The 23461-nt window shown below is 63.5% G+C and carries 27 protein-coding genes and 1 tRNA gene; 7 read left to right on the forward strand and 21 right to left on the reverse strand.

The annotated features are described in order from the left end of the window. Positions 1-13: 13 nt before the first annotated feature. A complete protein-coding gene (locus P9A16_RS29445; protein WP_023512369.1) occupies positions 14-1048 on the reverse strand; it encodes an aspartate-semialdehyde dehydrogenase in 1035 nt (344 codons plus the stop codon). 491 nt (positions 1049-1539) lie between these two features. Between P9A16_RS29445 and P9A16_RS29450 the strand changes: the two genes are divergently transcribed. After that, positions 1540-3429, forward strand: coding sequence for an MFS transporter (locus tag P9A16_RS29450; protein WP_050745348.1), 1890 nt, complete (start codon positions 1540-1542; stop codon positions 3427-3429). A 59-nt stretch (positions 3430-3488) separates the two neighbouring features. On the opposite strand, the gene P9A16_RS29455 is transcribed toward P9A16_RS29450, so the two are convergent. The 5 genes from P9A16_RS29455 to P9A16_RS29475 all read right to left on the reverse strand — a co-directional run bounded on the left by P9A16_RS29455 (position 3489) and on the right by P9A16_RS29475 (position 6921). Further along, positions 3489-4187 carry a phosphatase PAP2 family protein gene (locus P9A16_RS29455; RefSeq protein ID WP_023517290.1) on the reverse strand — a complete coding sequence of 233 codons (699 nt, stop codon included), beginning with the start codon at positions 4185-4187 and terminating at the stop codon, positions 3489-3491. 120 nt (positions 4188-4307) lie between these two features. Beyond that, on the reverse strand, positions 4308-5417 hold the full coding sequence (gene leuB, locus P9A16_RS29460; protein ID WP_023517289.1) for a 3-isopropylmalate dehydrogenase: 1110 nt from the start codon (positions 5415-5417) through the stop codon (positions 4308-4310). Between the two features lie 108 nt (positions 5418-5525). Continuing rightward, the gene (locus P9A16_RS29465; RefSeq protein WP_023517288.1) at positions 5526-5906 is read right to left on the reverse strand and encodes a RidA family protein; all 381 of its coding nucleotides are present in this window, start codon (positions 5904-5906) and stop codon (positions 5526-5528) included. A 5-nt stretch (positions 5907-5911) separates the two neighbouring features. Continuing rightward, complete coding sequence (gene leuD, locus P9A16_RS29470) at positions 5912-6517, reverse strand: 3-isopropylmalate dehydratase small subunit (RefSeq protein WP_023517287.1); 606 nt, start codon at positions 6515-6517, stop codon at positions 5912-5914. 155 nt (positions 6518-6672) lie between these two features. Next, positions 6673-6921, reverse strand: coding sequence for a hypothetical protein (locus P9A16_RS29475; protein ID WP_023517286.1), 249 nt, complete (start codon positions 6919-6921; stop codon positions 6673-6675). 152 nt (positions 6922-7073) lie between these two features. On the opposite strand from P9A16_RS29475, the gene P9A16_RS29480 reads away from it, so the two are divergent. Beyond that, on the forward strand, positions 7074-7985 hold the full coding sequence (locus tag P9A16_RS29480) for an HpcH/HpaI aldolase/citrate lyase family protein (RefSeq protein ID WP_037408753.1): 912 nt from the start codon (positions 7074-7076) through the stop codon (positions 7983-7985). After that, a complete protein-coding gene (locus P9A16_RS29485; protein ID WP_023517284.1) occupies positions 7982-8188 on the forward strand; it encodes a DUF1737 domain-containing protein in 207 nt (68 codons plus the stop codon). The genes P9A16_RS29480 and P9A16_RS29485 overlap by 4 nt, the downstream gene beginning before the upstream one ends. A 180-nt stretch (positions 8189-8368) precedes the next feature. Here the strand turns inward: P9A16_RS29485 and P9A16_RS29490 are convergent, their stop codons facing one another. Further along, positions 8369-8803: a metallopeptidase family protein gene (locus tag P9A16_RS29490; protein ID WP_024271272.1), complete on the reverse strand. Its 435-nt coding sequence runs from the start codon at positions 8801-8803 to the stop codon at positions 8369-8371. Positions 8804-9189: 386 nt separating this feature from the next. Between P9A16_RS29490 and P9A16_RS29495 the strand changes: the two genes are divergently transcribed. Together P9A16_RS29495 and bfr are read left to right on the forward strand one after the other, a co-directional pair. Further along, on the forward strand, positions 9190-9501 hold the full coding sequence (locus P9A16_RS29495; RefSeq protein ID WP_024271271.1) for a (2Fe-2S)-binding protein: 312 nt from the start codon (positions 9190-9192) through the stop codon (positions 9499-9501). Then, positions 9467-9952 (forward strand): bacterioferritin, encoded by a 486-nt coding sequence (gene bfr, locus P9A16_RS29500; protein WP_024271270.1) that lies wholly within the window; start codon positions 9467-9469, stop codon positions 9950-9952. Before P9A16_RS29495 ends, bfr begins: the two co-directional genes overlap by 35 nt. 66 nt (positions 9953-10018) lie before the next feature. Here bfr and P9A16_RS29505 read toward each other — a convergent pair whose 3' ends face one another. The 10 genes from P9A16_RS29505 to obgE form a co-directional block, all read right to left on the reverse strand. Then, on the reverse strand, positions 10019-10546 hold the full coding sequence (locus tag P9A16_RS29505) for an RNA pyrophosphohydrolase (RefSeq protein WP_023517259.1): 528 nt from the start codon (positions 10544-10546) through the stop codon (positions 10019-10021). 9 nt (positions 10547-10555) lie between these two features. Then, a complete protein-coding gene (locus P9A16_RS29510) occupies positions 10556-11758 on the reverse strand; it encodes a divergent polysaccharide deacetylase family protein (RefSeq protein ID WP_023517260.1) in 1203 nt (400 codons plus the stop codon). A 183-nt stretch (positions 11759-11941) separates the two neighbouring features. Beyond that, positions 11942-13264, reverse strand: a complete 1323-nt coding sequence (locus P9A16_RS29515) for a S41 family peptidase (RefSeq protein WP_023514275.1) — start codon at positions 13262-13264, stop codon at positions 11942-11944. Next, a complete protein-coding gene (locus tag P9A16_RS29520; protein WP_037407081.1) occupies positions 13254-14684 on the reverse strand; it encodes a murein hydrolase activator EnvC family protein in 1431 nt (476 codons plus the stop codon). Before P9A16_RS29520 ends, P9A16_RS29515 begins: the two co-directional genes overlap by 11 nt. A gap of 140 nt (positions 14685-14824) precedes the next feature. Beyond that, positions 14825-15307, reverse strand: coding sequence for a 23S rRNA (pseudouridine(1915)-N(3))-methyltransferase RlmH (gene rlmH, locus P9A16_RS29525; RefSeq protein WP_278026271.1), 483 nt, complete (start codon positions 15305-15307; stop codon positions 14825-14827). Between the two features lie 80 nt (positions 15308-15387). Further along, positions 15388-15861, reverse strand: coding sequence for a ribosome silencing factor (gene rsfS / locus P9A16_RS29530; RefSeq protein WP_050745342.1), 474 nt, complete (start codon positions 15859-15861; stop codon positions 15388-15390). Positions 15862-15901: 40 nt separating this feature from the next. Beyond that, entirely contained in the window at positions 15902-16510 is a 609-nt protein-coding gene (locus P9A16_RS29535; protein WP_050745341.1) for a nicotinate-nucleotide adenylyltransferase, read from the reverse strand. A 36-nt stretch (positions 16511-16546) separates the two neighbouring features. Beyond that, positions 16547-17824, reverse strand: a complete 1278-nt coding sequence (locus P9A16_RS29540; protein WP_023514270.1) for a glutamate-5-semialdehyde dehydrogenase — start codon at positions 17822-17824, stop codon at positions 16547-16549. Then, positions 17817-18989, reverse strand: a complete 1173-nt coding sequence (gene proB, locus P9A16_RS29545; RefSeq protein ID WP_023514269.1) for a glutamate 5-kinase — start codon at positions 18987-18989, stop codon at positions 17817-17819. The genes P9A16_RS29540 and proB overlap by 8 nt, the downstream gene beginning before the upstream one ends. A 1-nt stretch (position 18990) precedes the next feature. Continuing rightward, positions 18991-20001, reverse strand: coding sequence for a GTPase ObgE (gene obgE, locus P9A16_RS29550; protein WP_023514268.1), 1011 nt, complete (start codon positions 19999-20001; stop codon positions 18991-18993). A gap of 79 nt (positions 20002-20080) precedes the next feature. Here obgE and P9A16_RS29555 point away from each other — a divergent pair, with 79 nt between their 5' ends. Beyond that, positions 20081-20941 carry an endonuclease/exonuclease/phosphatase family protein gene (locus tag P9A16_RS29555; protein ID WP_023514267.1) on the forward strand — a complete coding sequence of 287 codons (861 nt, stop codon included), beginning with the start codon at positions 20081-20083 and terminating at the stop codon, positions 20939-20941. A 39-nt stretch (positions 20942-20980) separates the two neighbouring features. Here the strand turns inward: P9A16_RS29555 and P9A16_RS29560 are convergent, their stop codons facing one another. The 4 genes from P9A16_RS29560 to rplU form a co-directional block, all read right to left on the reverse strand. Further along, positions 20981-21571, reverse strand: coding sequence for a GNAT family N-acetyltransferase (locus P9A16_RS29560; RefSeq protein ID WP_023514266.1), 591 nt, complete (start codon positions 21569-21571; stop codon positions 20981-20983). Beyond that, on the reverse strand, positions 21568-22200 hold the full coding sequence (locus P9A16_RS29565; RefSeq protein WP_024270533.1) for a GNAT family N-acetyltransferase: 633 nt from the start codon (positions 22198-22200) through the stop codon (positions 21568-21570). The genes P9A16_RS29560 and P9A16_RS29565 overlap by 4 nt, the downstream gene beginning before the upstream one ends. 124 nt (positions 22201-22324) lie before the next feature. Beyond that, the gene (gene rpmA, locus P9A16_RS29570; protein ID WP_023515222.1) at positions 22325-22594 is read right to left on the reverse strand and encodes a 50S ribosomal protein L27; all 270 of its coding nucleotides are present in this window, start codon (positions 22592-22594) and stop codon (positions 22325-22327) included. A gap of 25 nt (positions 22595-22619) precedes the next feature. Further along, positions 22620-22991: a 50S ribosomal protein L21 gene (gene rplU / locus P9A16_RS29575; RefSeq protein WP_023515223.1), complete on the reverse strand. Its 372-nt coding sequence runs from the start codon at positions 22989-22991 to the stop codon at positions 22620-22622. 346 nt (positions 22992-23337) lie between these two features. On the opposite strand from rplU, the gene P9A16_RS29580 reads away from it, so the two are divergent. Next, positions 23338-23427, forward strand: a tRNA-Ser gene (locus P9A16_RS29580). The last annotated feature ends 34 nt before the right edge of the window (positions 23428-23461 follow it).

A 23461-nucleotide genomic window follows, 5' to 3' on the forward strand; every position in this document is an offset into this window, starting at 1 on the left:
GCTTTTTGTGCCGTCAGGCGGCCTGCTTCTTCGCCTTGATCAGGCCGCGGTTGACGAGCAGTTCCGCGATCTGGATGGCGTTGAGGGCGGCACCCTTGCGCAGGTTGTCCGAAACGACCCACATGTTGAGGCCGTTCTCCACCGTGGCGTCCTCGCGAATGCGCGAGATGTAGGTGGCGTCTTCGCCGGCCGATTCGTAAGGCGTGATGTAGCCGCCGTTCTCGTGCTTGTCGATGACCTGGCAACCCGGTGCTTCGCGCAGGATATCGCGAGCCTCGTCCGCCGTGATTTCCTTCTCGAATTCGATATTCACGGATTCGGAATGGCCGATGAAGACGGGAACGCGCACGGCCGTGCAGGTGACCTTGATCTTCGGGTCGAGCATCTTCTTGGTTTCTGCGAGAACCTTCCACTCTTCCTTCGTGTAGCCGTCTTCCATGAAGCTATCGATGTGCGGAATGACGTTGAAGGCGATGCGCTTCGTGAACTTCTTCGATTCGATCGGATCGGCGACGAAGACGGCGCGGGTCTGGTTGAAGAGCTCGTCCATGCCGTCCTTGCCGGCGCCGGAGACCGACTGGTAGGTCGAGACGACGACGCGCTTGATGGTGGCGCGGTCGTGCAGGGGCTTCAGTGCGACGACGAGCTGGGCGGTCGAGCAATTGGGGTTCGCGATGATGTTCTTGCGGGTGAACTGCGCGATGGCATCCGGGTTCACTTCCGGAACGATCAGCGGAACGTCGGCGTCGTAGCGCCAGGCCGAGGAGTTGTCGATGACGACGCAGCCCTGCGCGCCGATCTTCGGCGACCACTTCTGCGAAACCGTGCCGCCGGCCGACATCAGGCAAATGTCCGTGTCGGAGAAATCGTAGTTTTCGAGGTTCTGCACCTTCAGCGTCTTGTCGCCGAACGAGACCTCGGTGCCCTGCGAACGCGAGGAGGCGAGCGCCACGACTTCGTCAGCCGGGAAACCGCGCTCGGAAAGGATGTTCAGCATTTCACGGCCGACATTGCCGGTCGCGCCGGCGACTGCGATCTTGAAACCCATGTCTAAAGCTCTCTTTCTCTGTCTCTCCGCGGGTTCAGGAGGTGAAACCCGTCGGCCATGACGCGGGTTTCGGTCCCCGGCCATACCGGGGAGAGAGCGGTGGCCAGAGACGTCAGACGGTTTTCGTCGTCGTTTTGGCCATTGTTTTGGAAATCGATACGCAATGACGAACCCGCCCGGCGGTGAAGGCCGGAGCGATCATGCGGGCGATGGAAAATCCAAGGCGGTTCATGTCGGTTCCCTTGCGTAGGGTGCTGCATACGCTCATCTGCCGAAGAGTCAAGCCTTGCTTGATGGATCAGGCCTTTCAAGGGCGAGCCCCCTGCTCGACTTAAGTCGTACACCCAAAGTCATAAGCCCAAAGCAGCGCTGATGTCACAAGGCGTTTTCTGCCATCCTTCCATCAGGCGCACCCCGTCCGGCGTTTTTAGGGAGAAATTCCGGACCTCATAGGGCTGCCCCGCTACGCCGTTTTTGTGGAGGACAATGAAATGGCAAATGTTTCGACCGTGGGCAACGCCAAGTCGGCGCCCATGACGGGCGAGCAGAAGAAGGTGATTTTCGCCTCGTCGCTCGGCACCGTTTTTGAATGGTACGATTTTTATCTTTACGGCTCTCTGGCGATCTATATCGGCGCCACCTTCTTCAGCCAGTATCCCGAGACGACGCGCAACATCTTCGCGCTGCTTGCCTTTGCTGCCGGCTTCCTCGTGCGTCCGTTCGGTGCTCTGGTCTTCGGCCGGCTCGGTGATCTTGTCGGCCGCAAATACACCTTCCTCGTCACCATCCTCATCATGGGCGTCTCGACCTTCGTGGTCGGCCTCCTGCCTGGCGCGGCCACCATCGGTATCGCCGCCCCGATCATCCTGATCCTCCTGCGCATGCTGCAGGGCCTGGCGCTCGGCGGTGAATACGGTGGCGCTGCGACCTATGTCGCCGAGCACGCGCCGGACGGCAAGCGTGGTTACTTTACCTCCTGGATCCAGACCACGGCGACGCTCGGCCTGTTCCTGTCGCTGGTGGTCATCCTCTCGGTGCAGTTCATCGTCGGCAAGGAAGCCTTTGCCGAATGGGGCTGGCGCATTCCGTTCCTGCTCTCCGTCGTCCTGCTCGGCGTATCCGTCTGGATCCGTCTGAAGATGAACGAATCGCCCGCCTTTGCGAAAATGAAGGAAGAGGGCAAGGGCTCCAAGGCCCCGCTGACGGAAGCCTTCGGCCAGTGGCGCAATGCCAAGATCGCCCTTCTCGCACTGTTCGGCGCTGTCGTCGGTCAGGCCGTCGTCTGGTATTCCGGCCAGTTCTACGCACTGTTCTTCCTGACGGGTGTTCTGAAGGTCGACGGCCAGTCGGCCAACCTGATGGTTGCCGCCTCGCTGCTGCTCGGCACCGGCTTCTTCGTTCTCTTTGGCTGGCTGTCGGACAAGATCGGCCGCAAGCCGATCATCATGGCCGGCCTGCTGCTCGCCATGCTGACCTACTTCCCGCTGTTCAAGGCGCTGACCTGGGCCGGTAACCCGGCGCTCGCCACGGCACAGGAAACGGTCCGTGCGACCGTCACGGCTGCTCCTGGCGACTGCAAGTTCCAGTTCAACCCGACGGGCACGGCGAAGTTCACCACCTCGTGCGATATCGCGACGTCGTTCCTGACCCGCAACTCGGTGCCCTATGACGTCGTCACGACGGCGGCTGCCGGTACGGCGGCAACGGTCAAGATCGGCGAACAGACGATCACCGGCTATGACGCGACGGCTGCGGGCGACCAGGCCAAGGCCCTCGACGCCGCCTTCCAGAAGCAGACCAACATGGCGCTTCACGATGCCGGCTATCCGCTGGTCCGCGGCGCGGCCAAGGTTCCGGAATCGAAGCTCGACGCCTTCGTTGCGGCCAACCCGGAACTCGCCCTCGATGCCGCCGCCATCCGCGCCGGCGAGAAGGCCACCCTGCCGGCGGCGGATCTCGTCTCGGGCAAGCTGCTGACGGCTGATGAAGCTGCCGGCGTCACGGATATGGCCGTCTACACGATCGCTGGTGGCGGCGCCTTCACCATGGTCGCCGATCCGGCAAACGTGAACTGGATCACGATCATTGCCGTGCTGACCGTCCTCGTGATCTATGTCACGATGGTTTACGGTCCGATCGCCGCCCTGCTGGTCGAGCTCTTCCCGACCCGCATCCGCTACACCGGCATGTCGCTGCCCTATCATATCGGCAACGGCTGGTTCGGCGGCCTGCTTCCGGCGACGGCCTTCGCGATGAGCGCGGCCCAGGGCGATATCTACTATGGCCTCTGGTACCCGATCGTCTTCGCAGGCATCACCCTTGTCATCGGCCTTCTCTTCCTGCCGGAAACGAAGGACCGCGACATCCACGCCATGGATTGATCTCCCCCTTCCGATAGTTCATGGCGCGCCCGGCTCGTGGTTTCCACGAGCCGGGTTTTTTATGGGGTCCTGGTGGGGAACATGGATTTCGGCAGCGGCCAGCCGCGGTCGTCGAAACGGAAGAGCCATTCCCTGCTGGCGAAGAAGAAGGCTGCGGCGATGGCGGTCCAAAGACCGAGCAGGAGGCCGGCGGCGACGTCGCTCGGATAATGCGCGCCGACGATGACGCGAGAGGCGCCGATCGCCAGTGCGCCGATGAGGAAGAGTGGGCGCAGCCGGGGCGCCAGCATCGAGAAAGCCCCGAAGAACGCGCCAGCCGCTGCCGAATGGCCTGACGGGAAACTGGCATAGAGATTGTCGTAGGCGAAGGGCGTCAGACTGTAAGCGCCGAGATCGGTGAAGAGTTCGGGGCGCGCTCGGCCGATGATCAGCTTGAAGAGATGCACGAGCGCGCTCGTCGCGCCGATCGTCAGGAAGAAGTAGAGCGACAGCCGTCGCGCCGTTCGTGCCCGACCGGCAAAGGTTTCGTTCCGGCTCACCCGGCGAGTGATGTAGGCGAGGATCACGATCAGGCCCGAACCATAGATCATCCAGGAGAAGGTGCCGAAATCGGTGATGCGCTCGTTGAAGGTCACGATGGCGCCGGGAAGACCCTGGGCGCGCTGCGACAGCATCGGATCGAGAGGAACGAGGGCCACGACAAGGATGGCGGTGGCGGCGAGGATCCAGAGCGAGGAGGTCGCGAACGATCGGTTCATGGGTATCCCTAAAAACAGCGTTGCCTCCATGTGTTGGCGAGAGCCGGTATTTCAAGGGAGGCGAACGAAAAAGGCCCCCGGTGCAGGCGCGCCGGGGGCCTTTTCATGAAAATTTCAGGCTCAAGCCGAGAGCTTCCTGAAGGCGGCGAGGATGGCGTCGCCCATTTCCGCGGTGCCGACCTTGCGGCAGCCTTCGGCCATGATGTCGCCGGTGCGGATGCCGCTGTCGAGCACCTCGGCGATCGCCTTTTCGAGGTTGTCGGCATCCGCGACCATGTTGAACGAATAGCGCAGGCACATGGCGAAGGAGGCGATCATGGCGATCGGGTTGGCGATGCCCTTGCCGGCGATATCGGGCGCCGAGCCGTGCACGGGCTCATAGAGCGCCTTGCGCTGGCCCTTGGCATCCGGCGCGCCGAGCGATGCGGACGGCAGCATGCCGAGCGAGCCGGTCAGCATGGCGGCAACGTCCGAGAGCATGTCGCCGAACAGGTTGTCCGTCACGATCACGTCGAACTGCTTCGGCGCGCGGACGAGCTGCATGCCACCGGCGTCGGCCAGCATGTGTTCGAGTTGGACGTCGGAATAGCTGCGCTTGTGCGTTTCCGTCACCACCTGGTTCCACAGCACGCCCGACTTCATGACGTTGCGCTTTTCCATGGAGCAGACGCGGTTCTGGCGGGTGCGCGCCAGTTCGAAGGCGACGCCGGCGATGCGCTCGATCTCGTAGGTGTCGTAGACCTGCGTGTCGATGCCGCGCTTCTGGCCGTTGCCGAGGTCGATGATCTCCTTCGGCTCGCCGAAATAGACGCCGCCCGTCAGCTCACGCACGATCAGGATGTCGAGGCCTTCGACGAGTTCCGGCTTCAGCGAGGAGGCGTTTGCCAGCGCGGGGTAGCAGATGGCCGGGCGGAGGTTCGCGAAGAGCTTCAGATCCTTGCGCAGGCGCAGGAGGCCGGCTTCCGGGCGGACCTCGTAGGGCACGTCGTCCCACTTCGGGCCACCGACGGCGCCGAACAGCACGGCGTCGGCCGCCAGTGCCTTCTCCATGTCGCCTTCCGAGATCGCCGCGCCATGGGCGTCATAGGCCGAGCCGCCGACGAGGCCTTCGTCGGTCTCAAAGCCAGCGCCCCGTTCGGCGTTCATGTAAGCGATGATCTTGCGGACTTCCGCCATGGCTTCCGGGCCGATGCCGTCGCCGGGCAGAAGGAGGAGGGTGCGCGCTGTCATGGGATTGTCCTTGATGTCACGGAATGGTCGCGCGCTTCTTAGCGCAACTTCCGTTCAAGGAAAATCGCCGAAAAGAAAGAATTTTGCGCGGAGCGCTTCGCCTTTCGGCTAGCTTGCGCGCAGGGCCGTGACCTCGATCTCGATCAGCATTTCCGGCCGGATGAGGTCGCAGACCACCATCGTGGCCGCGGGACGGATCGTTCTGAACGTTTCACCGAGGATGGGGAAGATGCGGTCGGCGAAGGCAGCGTCAGTCACGTAATAGTGGCAGCGAACGACTTCGGCGAAGGAGAAGCCGGCCTCCTGCAGAACCTCGCCGATGGTGGCAAGGCAGGTGCGCGTCTGTGCTTCGACGCCTTCCGGCATGGTCATGGTTGTATAGTCGTAGCCGGTCGTGCCGGATACGAAACACCAGTCACCCTGAACGACGGCGCGCGAATAGCCCGCCGTCACTTCGAAGGGAGAGCCGGAGGAGATCAGTCGGCGCATGGCCTTCAAGCCCAGGGGCGCGAGGTCGCGTTCTGCTTCTCGAAACTGTCGATCGAGGTCGCCTTTTCCAGCGTCAGGCCGATGTCGTCGAGACCGTTCAGCAGGCAGTGGCGGCGGAAGGCGTCGATCTCGAAGCCGATACGGCCGCCGTCGGGACCGGTGATTTCCTGGGCTTCCAGGTCGACGGTCAGGATGGCGTTGGAGCCGCGGCTGGCATCGTCCATCAGCTTGTCGAGGTCATCCTGGCTGACGACGATCGGCAGGATGCCGTTCTTGAAACAGTTGTTGTAGAAGATGTCGGCGAAGCTCGTGGAGATGACGCAGCGGATGCCGAAGTCGAGCAGGGCCCACGGCGCATGTTCGCGCGAGGAGCCGCAGCCGAAATTGTCGCCGGCGACGAGGATCGAGGCGTTCTGGTAGGCCGGCTTGTTCAGCACGAAGCTTTCGTTGACGCTGCCGTCTTCGTTGTAGCGGGCTTCGGCGAAGAGGCCCTTGCCGAGACCGGTGCGCTTGATCGTCTTGAGGTAGTCTTTCGGAATGATCATGTCCGTGTCGATATTGACGACGGGAAGCGGCGCGGCGACGCCGGTCAGCTTGACGAACTTGTCCATGCGAAAACCCTCGAAATGCGGTGATGTCGGTTGGCACAAGCGTTTAGATGAATTTTCCGCGGATTTGAAGGAGAATCTTCCGGAAAGCCGGGCATCAAACGCTAGTGCCAGGCGCGCAAAGCGCCCGGAGCGTCCCTTTCGGGAGCGAACCTTTTTTAGAGGTCGATGATCGTGCCACGGCCGTCGTTCCAGATGCGCGGTTCGCGCTGGCCAGGCGCCCGGCGATCGTTGCGCGCTGTGGCGCGGACCGGAGCCGGCTGGAGCTTGGCGGCGAGCATGGAACCGAGCATCAGCACGGCGACGATGCCGGCGATAGCGAGGCCCACGGAGGCGGCGAAAAGGAAGGTCGCGCCTGCGACAAGCATGGTGAAGACGGTAAAGACGATGGAGCGGATACGCTGCATTTTGATTGACCCTTTCTCTACGAGAGAATGTGGGGGCGGATTTTGTCCATTGCAAGGCCGAACGCGCGGGATTCGCTGTGCCACAATGTCCTGAGGGCGTGCGCAGTGCCATGGCGCTTGCGGGCTGCGGCAAAGCGCGGCAAAAAGGGCGGATGAACAGGACACCGCATCACCATCCGCTCCGCCTGCGCCGCTCGGTGCTCAGTGTTCCCGCCGTCAATGCGCGGGCGCTTGCCAAGTCCGCTGCGCTCGATTGCGACGCCATCATCTTCGACCTTGAGGATTCCGTGTTGCAGGAGAAGAAGGCGGAGGCGCGTGCCGCCCTTGTCTCACATTTCAAGACGCTCGATCGGTCCAAGGGCTGCGAGCATGTTATTCGGATCAATTCGCTCGACGGGCCCGACGGCGTGCTCGACCTGGAGGCGGTGCTCGATTGCATGCCCGAGGCGGTGCTGCTCCCGAAAGTGTCGGAACCGCAGGATGTGCTGACCGTCGCCGACTGGCTTTCCGAGGCCGGTGCCGACGAAGGGCCGCGCCTGTGGGCGATGATCGAGACGGCGGCGTCCCTCCTCAATCTCCCCGCCATCGCGGAGACGGGCCGTACCCATGGTGGTCGGCTGGATTGTTTCGTTGTCGGTCTCAACGACCTTCGTAAGGAAACCGGCATCGCGGATATTGCCGGCCGGCCGTTCCTCGTACCGTTGCTGTTGCAGGTGGTGGTCGCTGCGCGGGCGTCCGGGCTCGATGTCATCGACAGCGTTTTCAACGATTTTTCCGACGACGAGAATTTCGTGCTGGAGTGCCGACAGGGCCGGCAGATGGGGTTTGACGGCAAGATGCTGATCCATCCGGCACAGATCGCCGCTGCCAACGAAGCCTATGGCGTTACCGAGGCAGAAGCGGCCGAGGCGTTGGCCGTCGTCTCCGCCTTTGCCGCACCCGACAATGCCGGCAAGGCCGTCATCGCCCTCGCCGGCCGCATGGTGGAAAAGCTCCATGCCGACCAGGCCGGGCGTATTCTGGCCAAGGCCGATCTGATCAATGAGAGAAAGAAGAAAGCATGAAAGTCTACCGCTTCCTGACTGGTCCCGATGATGCCTCGTTCTGCCACAAGGTGACGCTGGCGCTGAACAAGGGCTGGGACCTGCACGGTTCGCCGACCTACGCCTACAATGCCGAGACCAAGCTGATGCAGTGCGGCCAGGCGGTTGTGAAGGACGTTCCTGGCAAGGAGTACACGCCCGATATCAAGCTTTCGGAGCAGTAATCGCGTAAAGCGATCGCGGTGTGTGTCCGTCACATCTTTCGATGAACAATGCCTATTCACCTGCGTGATCCTCGGCCTTGAGCCGAGGAGCCAGGCTTTGGGTCCGGTGTGGATGGTCGCGTCAGGCCCGACCTTGAGCGAGGAGAGGGTACGCCTTGTTGGCCGCCCAACGCGCGGCGGTTAGCCCGCGGCGATTTCCGCACTCGCCTCGATGCGCTCCATATCGTCGTCCGACAGGCCGAAATGGTGGCCGATCTCGTGGATGAGGACATGGGTGATGATGTCGCCCAGTGTCTCCTCGTTCTCTGCCCAGTAATCGAGGATCGGGCGGCGGTAGAGCGTGATGCGGTTCGGCATCTCGCCGGTCTCGACGGTGAAGCGCTCGGTGATGCCGCGGCCCTCGAAGAGGCCCAGCAGGTCGAACGGGGTTTCCAGCGCCATGTCCTCGAAGACGTCGTCGCTCGGGAACTCGGCGATCTCGATGATCAGGTTGCCGGTGAGTGCGCGGAATTCTTCCGGCAGGTGGCCATAGGCTTCCAGCGCCAGGGATTCGAAGGTGCTGATGGTCGGGGCGTGGCGCGTGCGCCAATCCTCGGTCTGGTCAATGCGGGCCATGGGCTCTCCTTTGCCCGTCATATAGACGATTTCCAGGGTTTTTCGAGGGACGAAATTGCATGCCCCGCGTGCATCGATGCGCGATCGCACCGCTTTGCCGGCCGATTCGACACCTCGCATTGAAAGCGGATGGCGGCGAGCGTGATGGAATCCGGCACCAGGGCGGATTTGCAACAAAACGTGATCGGTCAGTTTGCCGCAGTCGGATGGCTTTCCATCGGCAGAGTACGGGCGGTAAGTCCATGAAAAGACGATATTTATAATCAAGATTAGAATGACTCTAAATTAATGAGTCAACAAGACTGACCTGTTCATTCTTGACAGTCAGGGTCGCCTTTTGCTTAATCCCGGAAACTCAGTACTTTGCGTATGGCAGGCGAGACGAAATGCTGGTTTGCAGCTGTAATTTCATCACCCAAAAGGAAATCGTTGACGTGATCAATGGTCTCCTCGACGAGGACTGTTGGCAGCTCATCGTGCCTGCAAAGGTCTATCACGCCATGCAGAAGCGCGGCCGCTGCTGCGGCTGTTTCCCCAATGTCGTCGACATCATCATCCGCACGACCGAGCAGTATCACGCCGGCCGCCACTCGACGGATGACGAGATATTTGATTTCATGACCCGCCTCAAACAATTCCATGAAGAAAACAGGAGAGCGGACCTTGAAAGGCGACAAAAAAGTCATCGAGCAGCTTAACGAAGCGCTCCATCTCGAACTCGGTGCCGTCAACCAGTACTGGCTTCACTATCGCCTGCTGGAAGACTGGGGCTACACGCTTCTCGCCAAGAAGGAGCGCGCCGAGTCGATCGAAGAGATGCAGCACGCCGACAAGCTCGTCGCCCGCATCATCTTCCTCGAAGGCCACCCGAACCTCCAGACCGTCGCGCCGCTTCGCATCGGCCAGAACGTCAAGGAAGTGCTGGAAGCCGATCTTGCCGGCGAATATGACGCCCGCAAGGCTTACAAGAAGTCGCGCGACATCTGTCATGACGCCGGTGACTACGTCACCATGAAGCTGTTCGAAGAGCTGCTGATCGACGAGGAAGGTCACATCGACTTCCTCGAAACCCAGCTGGAGCTGCTCGGCAAGCTCGGCGAGGAAAAATACGGCCAGCTCAACGCCGCGCCGGCGAACGAAGCCGAATAAGGCGAAAGCCCTACGCCCGATACAGAAAACCCCGGTCTTGCGACCGGGGTTTTTTCTTGGGGCCCATCAGGGTGCCAGATGCGCGAAGGCGGCGACGACCTCTTCGTAGACCCCGCGTTTGAAGGGCACGATCAGGTCCGGCAGGTCGCGCATCGACTTCCATTCCCAGGCGTCGAATTCCGCAGCGTGGCCGCCCGGCGGCGGGTTGATGGCGATCTCGTCTTCGGCGCCCTCGAAGCGGAAGGCATACCAGCGCTGCGTCTGGCCGCGGTATTTGCCCTTGAGGCCGACGCCGATCAGGTGGGCGGGCAGATCGTAGTTGATCCAGCGGCCGGCATCGCCGAGCAACGAGACGTTGCGGATGCCGGTTTCCTCGTAGAGTTCGCGGTAGGCGGCCTTCAGCGGGTCCTCGCCCTTGTCGATGCCGCCCTGCGGCATCTGCCAGAGCTGCGGCGAACCGTCATATTCGGAGTTGCCGACAGGGATCCGCCGGCCTGCCCAGACCTTGTTCTCGCTGTTCAGCACCATGATGCCGACACAGGGGCGGTACGGCAGGTCCTCGGCCCTGATCACCTTGTCCTTTTCCTTGCCCATCGAAAATTCCTATTGTTTGGCGGGAACCGCTGCGAGCGACGCGACGCCGACGATCTCGATGCCGCGGCCGCTCGCTTCCTCGCACCATTCGCGGATCGCGTCCACACTTTCGTCGAAGGCCGAGGCCATGCCGATCGCCGTGCCGTTGCGCCGGGCGACGCGCTCGAGTTCGTCCAGCTTCTTCAGGATCGCCTCGCGTGAAAGATCGCCGTCGAGCTGGAGATCGGCAAAGGCGTGCGGGGCCTCCACGGCGCCGGCAATGGTGCCGGACAGCGACTGCGCCGAGCTGCCGTCGTCGAGGAAGAGCAGGCCGCGGCTGGAAATGTCCCGGATCACAGGCTCCAGCGCATCGGCATCGGAGAGGAAGCGGCCGCCCATGAAATTGACGATACCGGTATAGTTTGTGACCTGCGCCATGGCGCGGTGCAGCTCGGCAAGGTTCTTGGCTTCGCCGAGATCCGTGCGCAGCGTGTAGAGGCCGGGGTCGTTCTGCGGATAGTCGAAGGGCTCGAGCGGCATCTGCAGCAGGATTTCGTGGCCGCCACGGCGCGCTTCCTGCATCCAGCGCGACAGGCTGTTGCCGCTGGCGGCGAAGGCGAGGGTCACTTCTCCCGGCAGTTCGCGGATGGCGCGTTGCGTGCCCGTCTGGCTGAGGCCGAGGCCACCGACCACGATGGCGATACGCGTGCCACGCGCGCCGGACCAGGGCCGGGCGTATTGATCCATCGGGCGGGTGCCGTCGAGGCCGATGATCGGGATCTTGCCGTCGGAAGTCTCCTCCAGCAGGTCTTCGTTCGGGAAGGCGGCCGAGCGGGCATCCTGTCCGATGCGGTTCGCCTCGATGATAAGCGGGCCTGTACCGGTGCGCGTGCCGGGTGTGAACGTGCGCACGACAGTGCCGTCGTCGGTCAGCGTTTCCTCGACACGGGCACCGGAAAGGCCGTTCGCGCGGCGCACGCCGTCCGTCGCAGTCGCCGTCTTCTGGTCGGCCTTGCCCTCGGTGGTCGCCTGGGAGGCGGTCTCTTCTGCCGGAGGCGCGTAAGGTGTAGTGCCGAGGCCGCTCGGGGCGGTTGCGGTCCAGCCTGAAAAGCCGATGAGGCCGATGGCGGCAAGGGTGAACAGGATCGTGCCAGCCGGGAACCGCGACGGTCCCGTCGGTCGGGGCCTTGCCTTGCGGTCCTGGCCGAGAGGTGCGTGAATGTCTGTGCCCAAGGTCAGTCCGCGCCGGCCGCTGGAGCATTTCCAGCCGGGGCGGTGCCGCGCCGGCGTCGGAGATGCGGTAAAAACTAGCCTCTAGGGCATGTCGCGCAAAAGCGTGCGGTAGTCAGCGATCACGACATGCGTCTGGTGCATGGAATTCCGGGCCCGCGTGGTCGCGGGCCCGGAGATGGCAGGTTACTTCTTCAGCTCGGCCTTTTCCGGATTGGCCGGGAAGGCCTTGTCGGTCTTCTGGCCGCGCAGCAGTTCCAGCGCATACTGAAGCTGGAGGTCATCCTTGGCTTCCGGCGGGACATAGGCCGAAGAGCCGGAGCCTGCTTCCGTTTCGCTCTGGCCCTGGATATGGCCGCGCAGGTTGGATTCGCCGGCAGATTCCAGCTTGCCCTGCAGCTCGGGCGGCAGCGGCTGCTCGACCGTGATGTCGGGGGTGATGCCGGTGCCCTGGATCGATTTGCCCGACGGCGTGTAGTAGAGCGCGGTCGTGAGGCGCAGCGCGCCGGCATCGCCCATCGGGATGATGGTCTGGACCGAACCCTTGCCGAAGGACCGCGTGCCGAGCACGGTGGCGCGGCGCATGTCCTGCAGGGCACCCGCAACGATTTCCGAGGCCGAGGCCGAGCCGCCGTTGACCATGACGATGACCGGCTTGCCGTCGGTGATATCGCCCGGCGTCGCGTTGAAGCGGCGGGTCTCGTCCTCGTTGCGGCCGCGGGTCGAAACGACCTCGCCGCGCTCCAGGAAGGCGTCGGAGACGTTGATCGCCTGGTCGAGCAGGCCGCCCGGATTGAGGCGGAGATCGAGCACGTAACCCTTCAGCTTGTCGGCCGGAACCTCTTCCTTGATCTTGATGATCGCGGCTTCCAGGTCGTCATAGGTCTTTTCCGTGAACGAGATGACACGGAGGTAGCCGACATCGTTCTCGACGCGCGACTTGACGGCCTTCACGGCGATGATGTCGCGCATGATGGTCAGCTCGATCGGCTTTTCGGCGCCCTTGCGGATCAGCGTCAGCTTGATCGGCGTGTTGACCGCGCCGCGCATCTTTTCGACCGCTTCTTCCAGCTTCAGGCCGCGCACATCGGCGCCGTCGATCTTCGAGATGAAGTCGCCGGCAAGGACGCCCGCGCGGGCGGCCGGCGTATCGTCGATCGGGGTGATGACCTTGACGAGCTCGTCCTCCATGGTGACCTCGATGCCGAGGCCGCCGAACTCACCGCGCGTCTGGGTGCGCATGTCCTCGGCGTCCTTCGCATTCATGTAGGAGGAATGCGGGTCGAGCGAGGTGAGCATGCCGTTGATGGCATTCTCGATGAGCTGGTCTTCCTTGGGCGGCGTCACGTACTGCGCACGCACGCGCTCGAAGACATCACCGAAGATGGAAAGCTCGCGATAGGTCGACGAGCCGGCGGCTTCGGCCGGCAGAGTGGCCGTGTTGATGACGCTCATCGCCGTGGCACCCATGAGTGCACCGACGAGAACAAGAGAAGCCCTACGTATCATTGCGTGCCTTTCCAGAATTTTTTGCGGACCACCATGGCCGGGAATCAACCGGTTTTCCGTTCTTTCGGAATTCAATGTAAAGTGTCGGCTTGTCCGTTTCCAGCGTCAAAGCGTTGACACTCGCCACCCTTTTTTCACCCATCACGGCGAGTGGTTCTCCCGCCACGACGAACTGACCCTCCCGCACGCTCACCCGATCCATGCCCGCGAGGACCAGATGGTAACCCTCCCCGGCGTTCAGGATGATCATGCGCCCATAACTGCGGAACGTGCCGGCAAAAACGATCCATCCGTCGGAGGGGGCCGTGACGAGTGCGCCGGGATTGGCCGCCAGCGTCAGGCCCTGCGAATCATGGCCGGTGCCGTCCGCCTCGCCGAATTGGCGCAGAACGTCGCCGGCCACGGGAAAGTCAAGTTTTGCCTGCAGTTCGGAGAATTCATATGCCGGAGCAATGCGGTTTTTGTCGGGCACGCTGTCGCGGGCGAGGGCTCTCGCCTTCTCCCGCTCCGCCTCGCTCAGGTTGCGCCGCTCCTCTTCCTTGGCGCGGGCGAGCGCGGCGGCATCGCGTACGGAGCCAATGTCGCGCTCCAGGCTGCCGATCAGGCCTTCAAGGCTTGTCGCGCGGGCGGCGAGCTCCTCGGCGCGCCGGCGTTCGGCGGCGAGCGTGCGGTTGTTGGTCTGCGTCAGGGCCTCGTTCTGGGCGACGAGCAGTTCGGAGCGCTTTTCCTCCTCGATGCGCAGTTGCATGGCATCGGTCAGCTCCGTTCGCTCGCGGTCGATATCGCTCTTGATGTCCATCAGCGCCGTCAGGTCATCGACCAGCTCTTCCGTTTCCTTGCGGATGCCGGGCACGACCGCGCCGAGGAGGATGGCGCTTCTGACCGAAGACAGCGCGTCTTCCGGGTTGACGAGCAGGGCCGGCGGCGGGTTTCGGCCCATGCGCTGGAGCGCGGCGAGAACCTCCGCCAGGAGGCCGCGGCGCTCGTGCAGCGAGGCCCGAACGCCCGCCTCCCGCTCCCGCATGCCTTCCAGCCGTTTTTCGCCGGCAAGGATCTTCTCTTCCATGCTCTTGCGCATGGCGGCTGACTTGACGATTTCCTCGCGCAGGCTCTGGCGCGTCTTTTCCAGCTTGGCGATCTCGGCTTCGAGCTCTTTCGTCTTCTCTTCGGAAACCGTGATCGACTGGGAGAGCGTTTCAAGCTCGCGCCGCGTACTGTCGCGGCGCAGGGTCAGGGCCGCGGCCGGATCGGGCTCGGCCCTTGGCAGCGAACCGGTCTTTTCCAGCGCGACGCCGGTTTCGTTCGGTTCGGCGGCGATGGGATGGGGGAAAAGGGCCAGCGTCAGGGCAGCACAAAGCCAGGCCGGCCGCAGCACGCGGGCGATGCCTTTCCCTGGATTGACTCTATGGGCTGTCCTCATCGCTCCCCGAACGTCCGTTCTCTCCCGCTCTATGCTGATTTGGCGCTTTCGCCAAGAATTTCACTTGGCCAACAAACCGTGCCGAAAATACGGCTGCGCCCATTCTGCCCTTCCAGCCTTGCGTGGCGGTGACGCCTGTCTCAGCTGCGGTGGTAGGGGTGGCCGGAAAGGATGGTGACCGCGCGATAAAGCTGTTCGGCGATAAGGATGCGCACGAGCTGATGCGGCCAGGTCATCTTACCCAGGCAGAGCGTGGCATCGGCGCGCTCGTAAAGGGCGGGGTCGAGCCCGTCGGCGCCGCCGATGGCGATCATCAGCTCGCGCTTGCCCGCATCGCGAAACCCGCCGATGAGATCGGCGAAAGCGGGGGAATTGAGCGCCTTGCCGCGCTCGTCAAGCAGGATCAGTACGGCGCCGTCGGGCAGCGCCTTCTGCAGCATGGCCGCCTCCTCGCGCTTGCGCGTCTCGGCATTGCCGGCGCGGCTTTCGCCGACCTCGGCAAGCTTGCCAAGCTCGAGGCCGATCGCGGGGCCGGCCTTGGCGAAACGGTCCATGTAGCGGGCCGCAAGATCCTTCTCAGGGCCGGCCTTCAGCCGTCCAACCGCAAAAAGTCCAACCCGCATCGCCCAAAGCCCTGTCCGTTCGGGTGACGCCTGAAGCCACGCCACCGTTTTTCCTCGCCGGACAGGCGCCCGGCGTCATGTCAATGGACGGTACCGTCCTCGATCTCGGGAGCTGCCCACATCCGTTCGATGTTGTAGAACTCCCGGACTTCCGGCCGGAACACGTGAACGATGATATCGCCCGTGTCGATCAGCACCCAGTCGCCCGCCTCCAGGCCCTCGACGCGGGCATTGCCCAGGCCTTCGTCCTTGAGATCGGAGATGAGGTGATCGGCAATCGCCATGACATGACGGTTCGAGCGTCCGGACACGACCACCATGTAGTCGCCCAGCGCCGATTTCCCGGCAATGTTGATGGTGACGATATCTTCTGCCTTCGAGTCCTCGAGGCTTGCGAGGACCAGTTGAAGGGCACGGTCGGCGGCATCGTCGCCCCTTCCCGCGCTCTTTGAGAAAACGCCGATGACGTTTCCCTTCGCGTGCACTGTTGTCAGGTTCGTTCCTTTCTGTGTAACAGGACAAGCACGTCTTGTACCGGTGTGTCGGGCCGGCACCTACCAAATGTAGGCATCAAAGGTTACCACTTTCAAGACGTCACTTCTGAGGGATGGTTTTCTCTAGGGCCGCCTGGCTGCGCAGCGCGGTCGAGCTGAGCGGTGAGCGGGGGCCGTGGATGAAGGTCCAGGCCGGCGCCGGGCGCCCGGCCAGCGACATCGCATCCTCCTCGTCGATGCGCGCATAGTCGAAGGTTTTCGCCATGCGCGAGGAGAGATAGGCGAGCGTCGAGCCCGGCCGGTCGATGACGGCGATGGGGAAGGTGCGGGCGATCTTCTGCCAGTTCTGCCAGCGGTGGAAGGTACCGAGATTGTCGGCGCCCATGATCCAGACGAAGTGGACGCCGCGGTTCAGCGCCTGCACGCGCTCCAGCGTCTTGGCCGTATAGCTCTGCCCGAGCCGCTTCTCAAAGGCCGTCACCTTGACGCGCGGGCCCGGTGCGATGTCCTCGCTGAGGCGGATGCGCTCGCTGAGCGGGGCGAGGTTCCGGTGGTCCTTCAGGGGGTTGCCGGGGGTCACCATCCACCAGAGCTGGTCGAGGCCGAGGCGCCGCAGGGCGATTTCCGCGACGAGCGCATGGCCTTGGTGCGGCGGGTTGAACGAGCCGCCGAACAGGCCGATCGCCATGCCCTTTTCCGCATGCGGCATTCTCAGGTAGCGCTCTGCAACCACGTCCGACGTCACTTAGGGTCGCACCTGTCCGGTGCCGCGCACCCGGTATTTGAAGGAGGTGAGCTGCTCGACGCCAACCGGGCCGCGCGCATGCATCTTGCCTGTCGCGATGCCGATCTCGCCGCCCATGCCGAACTCGCCGCCATCGGCGAACTGGGTAGAGGCATTGTGCAGCAGGATCGCCGAATCGATTTCCGTGAAGAAACGCTCGACGACGGCGGGATCCTCCGCGATCACGGCCTCCGTATGGGCGGAAGACCAGCGGTTGATATGTTCGATCGCACCCGAGATGCCGTCGACGAGCGCGACGGAGATGATGGCATCGAGATACTCCGTCGACCAGTCCGTTTCCGTTGCGGCGACGAGGTTTTCGATGCGGGTGCGGATCTCGTCCGTCGCGCGCACCTCGCAGCCGGCGGCGCGCAGGCCTTCGAGAAGCGGTGCAAGGTGCGTATCGGCGGTGGCGCGGTCGATCAGCAGGGTTTCGGCAGCGCCGCAGATGCCCGTGCGGCGCATCTTCGCGTTGACGACGATCCGTTTCGCCATGTCGAGATCGGCGGATTTGTCGATATAGATGTGGCAGAGGCCTTCGAGATGGGCGAAGACAGGCACGCGCGCCTCGCTCTGTACGCGGGCGACGAGGCTTTTTCCGCCGCGTGGCACGATGACGTCGATCGTACCGCCAAGGCCCGACAGCATGGCGCCGACGGCAGCCCGGTCCGTCACGGGCACGTACTGGATTGCATGTTCCGGCAGGCCGGCGGCCTTGAGGCCGGCGACGAGGCAGGAATGGATCGCCTGCGATGAATTCACGCTGTCCGAGCCACCGCGCAGGATCACGGCATTGCCGGCCTTGAGGCACAGCGCCCCGGCGTCCGCCGTTACGTTCGGCCGGCTTTCATAGATGACGCCGATGACGCCGAGCGGCGTGCGCACGCGCTCGATATGCAGGCCGTTCGGTCGGTCCCATTCGGTGATGATATCGCCGACCGGGTCCTTCAGGCCGGCAATGTCGCGGATCGCGTCGGCAATGCCCTCGATGCGCTCAGCCGTCAGCGTCAGCCGGTCGATGAAGGACGCGGCGACGCCGCTTTCCCGGGCATTGGCAAGGTCGATGGCATTGGCGGCGAGGATGGCATCGCGGCCGCCAAGGATTTCGGCGGCCATCGCTTCGAGCGCGCGGTTCTTGGCCTCGGCGGTGGCGATGGCCAGCGGCCTTGCCGCAGCGCGGGCATTTCGGCCGATTTCGGCCATCAGGCCGTCGATCTCGGTTTTGACCTGGTCAAGCATGGCTCACGTCCTTTCCCGCCTCGGCGGCGAGCGGCGCGGAAAGGCCGGTCACCACGAGGTCATCCCTGTGCACCATGGCGGCGCGGCCGGCATAACCGAGGATGGCGGCGATCTCCGCCGATTTCTTGCCGATGATCATGCGCGCTTCGTCCGCATCGTAGCCGGCAAGCCCACGGGCGATCTCGCGCCCGTTCGTGCCGTAGATCGACACCGTATCGCCGCGCGAGAACGTGCCCCAGACGCCGCGCACGCCTGCGGGCAGCAGGCTCTTGCCCGATGTCAGCGCCGTTTCCGCCCCCGCATCGATCTCCAGCCGGCCGGCCGGCTGCAATTGCCCGGCAATCCACGTCTTTCTTGCCGTGACCGGCGAGCCGGAGGGTGCAAACCACGAGGACCGCGCGCCCTCTTCGACGGCGCGCAGCGGATGGTCGACCTTGCCCGAGGCGATGATCATGGCGCAGCCCGCACCCGTCGCGATCTTGCCGGCGTCGATCTTGGTGCGCATGCCGCCGCGTGACAGTTCCGAGGCGGCGCCGCCGGCCATGGCTTCGATAGCAGGTGTGATGGCGTCGATGGTCTCGAGGAAACGCGCGTCGGGATCGAGATGCGGCGGCGCCGTATAGAGCCCGTCGATGTCGGAGAGCAACACCAGCAGGTCGGCGCCGGTCATGGTGGCGACGCGGGCGGCGAGCCGATCGTTGTCGCCGTAGCGGATTTCCGTCGTCGCGACCGTGTCGTTCTCGTTGATGATCGGCACGGAGCCGAGCTTCAGGAGCTGGTTGATCGTTGCGCGTGCATTGAGATATCGCCGCCGTTCTTCCGTATCGCCGAGCGTCAGGAGGATCTGGCCGGCGACGATGCCGTCCGTCGAGAGGCTTTCCGACCAGGCACGGGCAAGCGCGATCTGGCCGACGGCGGCGGCGGCCTGACTCTCCTCCAGCTTCAGCGCGCCCGAGGGCACCTTCAGCACGGAGCGGCCGAGCGCGATGGCGCCGGAGGACACGACGAGCACCTCGGTGCCGCCGGCGCGCAGCGCCGCAATATCCCTGCACATCGCGTCGAGCCAGGCCTTCTTCAGGCCGCTCGCGCGGTCGACGAGCAGGGCCGAGCCGATCTTGATCACAATCCGGCGGTGTTTTCCGAGCGGTTTGCGGTGCGTTGTCATCTCAGTCGTCGGACCCGGAGTTCTTCGCCTGGACGATGATGTCGCGCAGCGCCCTCAGCGTGCCCGTCATGCCGACATTGGCGACGGCGGAAATCTGGAACGGCGTCTGGCCGCTCGCCTTGGCAAGCGCTTTGGTCTTCTTCTTCAGTTCGTCCTCGTCAAGCAGGTCGATCTGCGAGAGTGCGACGATCTCCGGCTTGTCGGTGATGCCGCCGCCATAGGCTTCCAGCTCGTGCTTCACCGTCTTGTAGGCCTTGGCGACGTCCTCTTCCTGTGCGGAGACGAGGTGCAGCAATACGCGTGTGCGCTCGACATGGCCGAGAAACCGGTCGCCGAGACCGATACCGTCATGTGCGCCCTCGATGAGGCCGGGAATGTCGGCGAGAATGAATTCGCCGCCGTCGATCGTCGCGACACCGAGGTTGGGGTGCAGCGTGGTGAAGGGGTAGTTGGCGATCTTCGGCCGGGCCCGCGTGCAGGTGGCGAGGAAGGTCGATTTTCCCGCATTCGGCAGGCCGACGAGGCCGGCATCGGCGATCAGCTTCAGGCGGAGCCAGATGGTCTTCTCATCGCCCTCCAGGCCCGGATTGGCCCAGTTTGGCGCCTGGTTGGTCGCCGACTTGAAATGCGCGTTGCCGAAACCGCCATTGCCGCCGGCGGCCAGCTTGAAGCGCTGGCCTTCCGTGATGAGGTCGATGATCAGCGTCTCGTTGTCTTCCTCGAAGATCTGGGTGCCGACTGGCACCTTCAGCGTCACGCTGGCGCCGTTCGCGCCGGTGCGGTTGCGGCCCATGCCGTGCGTGCCGGTCGAAGCCTTGAAATGTTGCTGGAAACGGAAATCGATCAGCGTGTTGAGGCCGTTGACGGCCTCCACCCACACATCGCCGCCGCGCCCGCCGTCGCCGCCGTCGGGACCGCCGAACTCGACGAATTTTTCACGACGGAACGAGACAGCCCCTGCCCCGCCGTCGCCGGACCGGATATAGACTTTTGCTTCGTCCAGGAATTTCATCGGCTCGCCGTTCGCTTTTCTCGTATTTTCATAGTGCCGTCTTCGATATAGCCGCTTCCGTGAGAGGTCAAAGACTATCGTGAAATTCGTCAGCTACAACGTCCAGTATGGCATCGGTCTCGACGACCGGTTCGATCTGCCGCGCATCGTTTCCAGCATCCACGGTGCCGATATCATCGCGCTGCAGGAGGTGACCCGCAATTTCAACCGCAACGGCCATGTCGACATGGTCGCCGAGTTGCAGGTGCTGCTTGCCACCCACTATTCCGTCTTCGGCGCGGCCTGCGATCTCGATGCGGGTTCGGCGATCGAGCAGGGCCGCGTGGTCAACCGCCGCTTCCAGTTCGGCAACATGATCTTTTCGCGCTGGCCGATCCTGTCGACCCGCACCATTCTTTTGCCGCGCACGCGCACCCTCGACAAACTGAACCTTCAGCGCGGTGCGACCGAAGCGGTGATCGCCAGCCCCAAGGGGCCGATCCGCGTTTACTCCGTGCATCTCGACCATGTGCATCGCGACGAGCGCATCACGCAGATCCGCGCCCTCAAGGACCGTGCCCAGCTCTACCCGGTCGAGGGCGGCGCGATTTCCGGCGCCCACGAATTCGGCCTTGCCGAACCGCCGGTGCCGGAGGACTACGTGCTGATGGGCGATTTCAACATGGTGCCGGAATCGCCGGAATATTGCGAGATGGTCGGCGGCGTCGACGCGCTTTACGGGCGACAGATTCGCGCCACCCATCCGGTGGATGCGCTGGCCGGCCTCGGCAAGCGCCACGCCGCCAGCTATAGCTGGGTCGATCCGAAGAACCATGCCGAGCGCCTCTTCCTCGATTACTGCTTCCTCAGCCACGGCCTGGTGGAGCGGCTGACGGACGCCTGGGTCGACGAGACCGCCTTCGGCTCCGACCATATGCCGGTCTGGTTCGAATTGTCCTGACGGCAGCGGTCGGGGCGGATTTCTCCGCCCCGCTCGTTTTCAGTGCCGCGGTGCTGCCGGGCGGAAGTCACCAGGCTCCAGCCGCGTTTCGATATGCGGCACCATCGCGCCGCGGGCGACGCAGAAGAGGTCGCTGCAGCCGGTGATGCGGAACCCTGCCTTCTCCTGCACCCTGAGCGAGGCGAGGTTGTCGGCGAAGATGCCGGACCTGATGTCCGTGCCGGGCATCCGCATCAGGAAGCGCGCCGTTGCCGCATGCACGGCCTCGCTCATATAGCCCCGCCCCCAGTAGAAGCGGTTCAGCCAGTAGCCGATCTCCCAGCCGCCATTGCTGCGCTCGAAGGAGACGCAGCCGATATGCACGTCGTCCCCGGCCGTGATGGCGAAGGCCCAGCCCTCGTTGAGATCGGTGGTGGTGACGGAAAGCCATTCCGTCGCATCCTGCCGGTCATACGGTGCGGGCACCCGCGCCAGCATGCGCGAGACCTGGAAGTCGTTCAGCGACTGGGCGATCGCCTCCGCATCGGACATGCGGTGCGGGCGGAGCGCCAGGCGCGCCGTCGTGATGGTCGGGCAGGGCCCGGCGCCGGTGACGCGCTCGCGTTCGATCTGGGTCTGCATGGCGTTCATCGCATGCCTCCCCAGCTCTTCAGCGAAACCCAGGTCTTGCGGTCCAGCCTGTACCATTCGACGGGCACCATGCCGCCGACCGCGAGGCTCTGCACCATGCCGGTCGCCTGGAACTGGAAGCCGCACTTCTGGATGACCCGGCGCGAGGGAATGTTCATGACCCGGCAGCGCGCATCGATCTGCTCGATGTCGCGGGTGCGGAAGACCATGTCGATCAGCGCGTGGGCCGCCTCGGTGACATATCCCTGGTTCCAGTACGGTTCGCCCAGCCAATAGCCGAGCTCGACCGTGCGCCCATCCTCATGCGGTTCGATGCCGCAGCATCCTAGGAAGGCGCCGTTGTCGGCTTTCGTAATGGCATAGACGCACTTGCCAATCGCGCCGGCGCGTGTGCGTCGCACGAAATCAGCAGCGTCCGCAACCGTGTAGGGGTGCGGCATGCGGGCGACCATGTTGGCGATATTGGCGTTGTTGGCGAGATGGGCAAGGGCGTCGATGTCGTCTTCGTGCGGGGCTCTCATGACGAGCCTCTGCGACAGCAAGATCGGGCAATCGGTCCTCGACCGTTCAGGCCTCAGCCGTTCCTTGGGAGACCGTGATTGGCCTTCCCTCAACAATTCGGTCTGCATGGTTCAGTCCTCCAGAGCAAAAAGGGGAGATGGGTCTCGCCCCATCTCCCCTTTTTTCTTCAGGCCTGAACCTGTAGCGTCAGCCGGGTCGATGAGACGCCGGCTGTTTTAGAGCGCTACCGGCTTATTCCGCTGCTTCCGCTTTCGGGGCTACAGACACGTAAACGCGACCGTTGGCCTTCGTACGGAAATTCACATTGCCAGCCGTAAGTGCGAAGATCGTGTGATCCTTGCCGAGGCCGACATTGGCACCGGGATGCCACTGCGTGCCGCGCTGGCGGACGATAATGTTGCCTGCAAGTACGGCTTCGCCGCCGAACTTCTTCACGCCAAGGCGCTTGGACTGGGAATCGCGACCGTTGCGCGAGGAGCCGCCAGCTTTTTTGTGTGCCATAGGAGTTCTCCTTTACCTGTCCGGATTATTCGGCTGCAGCTTCAGCGGCGGCGTCGGACTTCTTGGAAGCCTTCTTCGCCTTGCCGGCTGCGGCGATGTCGATGATGCGGACAGTCGTGTTGTGCTGACGATGACCGCGCGAACGCTTCGAGTTCTGGCGACGACGCTTCTTGAAGGCGATAACCTTCTTGGCGCGGCCATGCTCGACGACTTCGGCCGTCACGATGGCGCCTTCGACGAAGGGCGCACCGATCGTGGCGTCGGCGCCGACGCCAACCATCAGCACTTCGGTGAATTCGATCTTGGCGCCTGCGTCGCCCGACAGCTTTTCAATCGTCAGGACGTCGTTGGCGGCCACGCGGTACTGCTTACCGCCGGTCTTGATGACTGCGAACATATTTTATCCTTTCATGTTCGTGCCGGCTCTTTGTCCCGAAAGGGCAAGGCCGTCTTTTTATCAGTCGCGGGGATGGCGATGCATTGGCGCATCGCCGGCTCAAATGGTTCGTTGCGAGACCGGACGCTTGCAAAAGGCAAGGCCGGACGGCACAAAGAACCAGCGTCGCGGCACAAGTGAGACCTATGCCACTGCACCTTGCGCAATAGGTGAGCCGATGAAAACTGTCAAGGGGATTTCCGTCACCATGACAAATAGATGAACTTTCCGTAGCCTGGCCCCCTTGCAAGCCCGCCCGACACCCGCTATTAACCGCCCCGCGCTCAAAGGGCGCCGACCTGACCGCGGAGAGGTGGCAGAGTGGTCGAATGCACCGCACTCGAAATGCGGCATACCTGCAAGGGTATCGTGGGTTCGAATCCCACCCTCTCCGCCATAAACTTCCTTCCGGGTTTTCCTGCCTGACTTGC

This window comes from Shinella sp. 838, assembly GCF_029623935.1.
GTDB lineage: Bacteria > Pseudomonadota > Alphaproteobacteria > Rhizobiales > Rhizobiaceae > Shinella.